This window comes from Methanospirillum sp. (assembly GCF_035560735.1).
Lineage (GTDB): Archaea > Halobacteriota > Methanomicrobia > Methanomicrobiales > Methanospirillaceae > Methanospirillum.
Map to the genome: position 1 here is coordinate 1 of NZ_DATMYY010000020.1, position 4,257 is coordinate 4,257.

Below are 4,257 nucleotides of genomic sequence, written 5' to 3' on the forward strand. Positions count from 1 at the left end.
CTAAGAAAACAAATTGTTTTTGGTTTTTTAATATTCGATATGGTGTTGTCAGGATTATGGTGTGCAATGATTGATCTAGTACTGTGTCTTTTCAGTAATGCGATCCCTTTAAATAATTGTCTGACCGTTGGCAATATTCACGAGATAGGGGTGTTTTGTGCTTATACTCCCCTCTATGGCAATACGAATCGTTTTTTCTATCTGTTCAGCAGTTTGAAGGTGAGAATTCTCACCTGTTTTGGATGAGTCTTACCGAGGGTGTACGTATCAATCACCAAGTACCTCTCAGTTTCTATCTCCTTTCATGTCTGTGTGTCGAACCAATCAGACAAGGCCGGTTATCAAAAGTATAAATCACAAATGTAAAATATTCAACACGTGATTTAGTTTATGTTATCTTTTAGTAATGAAGGCACATTTCGGGTAATTACCGGAGTAATTCTTCTTATTGGGATGTGTGTCTGTTCCATTTGTGTTGCGGAAAGTGCCTGTTCTGATAATTCGACCATCACTCTGTATGGAGTATTCCCGGCAAACGGGTCTTTGACATCAGGTGGAGAATCCTCTCAGGCAGCCTTCAATCTTGCAATATCAAATCTGAATACATTCCTCAGCAAGGGTGGATCAAAAATCCATGTAAATGGAGTGACGACAAATGTGGGTTCAGATCCTAATTCGGCCCTTGATGCAATTAAAAAGCTTCATGAGTCAGGTGTCACTATGGTCATCTCATATATATCCAGTGCACAGGTAGAGGCCATAAAGGATTATGCAGATTCCAACGGAGTTCTGATTCTTTCAGCTGGTTCTTCAGCTCCTGAATTATCAATACCTGACGATAATATCCTCCGGTTTAATCCTGATGATTCTGTCCAGGCCCTGTCAACCATTGAACTGTTTAAACAGAATGGCATCACCACCATAATTCCCTATGCAAGAGACGACATATGGGGTAAGGGTCTAGTAAAAGCGGTGAAAGGGAATCTTTCAGAACACATGACAATGGAGGAAGGAATCTGGTATGATCCTACTACAACATCATATGCCGATTCTCTCGAAAACCTCGACACGTTAGTCGGAGAGAGTCTGAAAACAACCGATGGCAAAAATGTCGCAGTGTATGTGGTATCCTTTAGCGAATTAGAGCAGATTATGAAAGAAGCATCCGAAAACAAATATCCACATCTTGATAAGGTGAGATGGATCGGGTGTGATGGTAATGCTCTGACTCCTGCCTTGACTGGTTCAGGCAGCGTGCCTGAGTACGCATACACATGTAACTTTACCGCTCTGTCTATCAGCCCGAGAGTCAATTTCAAAAGCAATCCTGTATACCAGTCTCTGAAGAAAACACTTGGAAAAGAGCCTGACGGATATGCATATGGGTGTTATGATGCAACAAAAATTGCGTTTTTGGCCATGAATCTGGATGGAAATATCGATGCAAAAATTCTTCGTGATGAGATAATTGCTTTTTCAGAATCATATGTCGGAGTTGCAGGGTTATCCGCGAAAAACGCAGCAGGAGATAGTAGAGAAGGGCATTATGCTCTTTGGGGAATGGTAAAGAATAATGGAGAATATAGCCAGAAAGTGCTCGCAGAAGTTGCATTCTGGTATAACTTTGGAGTTAATCCGATAGCAGTATTTTATCCGGAAAAAGAATGACCAATACCCTGGTCCCTTTTTAATATTTGTACAACCATTCAAAAACCAGAATTAACAAGTTCCTTCTAACTCTGTATTGCTCATTGTAGAGATACTTCTATGAGGTCAATCTGGGTTACCATATCCTTTCCACATTCTCCCCGCTCTCGAGCCTCTTTCTTAATGTCCACAGAATGCACTCCCCATCATCCGCCCACCGTCGCCTGATCGATATCTGTGACTGGACCGGTCAGCACCGAGGTTGTATTATCAAGAACAATATCGGGTGTTCTGGAAAAACCGTATCATCCATACCGATGAACCAGAAATTTGCAGGAGATACATGGTCCTAAGCCTCTCTTCGTGAGAGGGTTCTGATATCAGCAAGTCCTGTTTTTGCTTTTAAATCCGAAATTTTGCCATCTCTCGTGAGACCACATCAGCAATCCCACTCACATTCCCGACAACCCTGCTTATCTGCTCAATAGAGGCTGATGCTTCTTCAGTTGCTGCAGCAGCATCTCCTGCTTCCTTGGTAGTATTTTCAACAAGGCTACTTACTTCATTGATGCTTGCAGTAACTTCCTGAACTGATGCAGCCTGTTCTTCTGATGAAGATGCAACATCGGTTGCATTTCTGGTGATCTCGTCAATAGAGGTGGCAATCTGGTTAAACGCCCCTAATGTTTCAATCAGAGCTGAACTCCCTGTCTCAACGATCTCACCGGCCTGTCCCATGGCTTCATTAGTTATTTTTGCTTTATTCTGCAGATCAGAGATCATATCTTCAATGTTTTCTGCAGAACTGTGGGAGTCCTGTGCAAGGGATTTGACTTCAGCTGCAACAACAGCAAACCCACGTCCTGCTTCACCTGCCCGTGCAGCCTCGATTGCAGCGTTCAGGGCAAGAAGGTTGGTCTGATTTGCAATATCTGATATGAGACGGACAATCTTTCCTATCTCATCCATCTTCTGATTGATCTCTTTGACGATCTGATCAACCTCTGCAGATGAGCGTTTTATCTCGTTCATTGCAGTTTCAGATTTATGAGCAAGTTCTACACCGTTCTTTGCAAAATTATTGGCCTGAATTGCTGTGATAGAGACGAGTTCTGCCCTTCTTGATACCTCTGCAACGGTACTATTCAGATCTTCCATTGCTTTGAGCACCTGGGTGATGCCATCTTCCCCTTTCATCGAGTTACTGCTGACTTCTCCGGCACTCCTTGCGATCTGCTGTGCACCAACTGATACTTCCTCAATACTTGTTGTTGCCTCTTCTGCATTTGTAGCAAGGTCCATCACCTGTTTGTTAATAAGTCTGACCGCCTCTGATACCTGAATCCCGATATTATTCAGAGCATCTTTAAACGCGATCCAGTCTCCTGAAATATTCAGAGAGGGATCGAATCGTGCAGCAAAGTTGGAGTCTGCATACTCTTTTGAAACCCTGAGTGCTTCATTGACCGGAACGATAACACTATCCAGTGTTTCATTCACTCCTTCTACGATCTTTCTAAAATCACCCTGATGTTTGGTTGCATCAGCACGGGTTTGAAGTCGTCCTTCTACTCCTGCCTTTGATAACATATCGACATCCGAAACGAGAGCATTCACGGCATCAATACAGATATTGAGGTTATTCCTGATTACGTTAAAGTCACCACTATATGTGTCAGTGATCTGAACCGGAATATCACCTTTGCTGATCCGCTCCACATAATTTGCAGCTACATTAAGAGGGCCGATAACCGCATCTAGAGTTTTATTGACTCCCTCTATGATCTTTCTATAGTCTCCTTCGTGCTTTGTTGCATCGGCTCTGGTATCGAGTTTGCCATCAATAGCTGCCTGAGAAAGCATGTTTGCATCCTGTACCAGTACATTGATGCTTTCTTTCATCTTGATCAGGTACTCATAAATCTGATCTTTATCAGATGCCATATTCATCTGGGCAGTCATATCCCCATGTGATATCTTAGTGACATACTCGATGAGTTCTGACAACCATTGATGCACTCCGTTAATGGCGTTCTTCATCTCCTCATGATCGCCATAACATTCAGTCTCGACCTTTTCTCGAAGATCTCCCCCTCTTATCTGTCTTAATATCCGGTTCCCTTCTCCGATTGGGAGTAATATTGCATCGAGCATCTGGTTGATACCCAGAACAAGGGTCTTCCATTCTCCTTCAAACTTTGAGATATCGGCTCGTGTGGATAGTTTTCCATCAGATGAAGCAGTGGTTAGATCATTGAGAACTGAAAAAAGTTCAAGAATCCGGGACCGAAACTGGTTCACATCACGGGTGATAAATGCCTTTTTCCCAGGAAGTTGCTCCATACTCTGGGAAAAATCGCCTTCGTTGAAATGCCTGATAATTTCAACAATCCGTTTTTTTACCGCGAGGTGCTCTCGTACCTGCTCGTTGACTCCCTCTGCCATCGTACGGTAAACACCAGTAAACCTCTCTGATGGAATAAACCAATCAATATCCCCTTCCTTTTGATTGGTTCGCATGAGGGCCATCTCATCAATAAATGTCCGGAGTTCCACCCTTTCTTCTTCAAGTTTCTGAACTTTAGTGCGGAGTTCCTCGATAGTCATCGT

The 4,257-nt window shown here is 43.0% G+C and carries 2 protein-coding genes; one reads left to right on the forward strand and one right to left on the reverse strand.

The genetic code is table 11. The annotated features are described in order from the left end of the window. Nucleotides 1–390: 390 nt before the first annotated feature. Complete coding sequence (locus VN429_RS00615) at nt 391–1,668, forward strand: ABC transporter substrate-binding protein (protein WP_325628668.1); 1,278 nt, start codon at nt 391–393, stop codon at nt 1,666–1,668. A 381-nt stretch (nt 1,669–2,049) separates the two neighbouring features. On the opposite strand, the gene VN429_RS00620 is transcribed toward VN429_RS00615, so the two are convergent. Continuing rightward, on the reverse strand, nt 2,050–4,257 hold a 2,208-nt coding region (locus VN429_RS00620), incomplete at its 5' end, for a methyl-accepting chemotaxis protein (protein WP_325628670.1).

Coding starts and splice junctions, on each gene's coding strand:
- VN429_RS00615 (WP_325628668.1), top strand. CDS start 391: ATGTTATCTTTTAGTAATGAAGGCACATTTCGGGTAATTACCGGAGTA.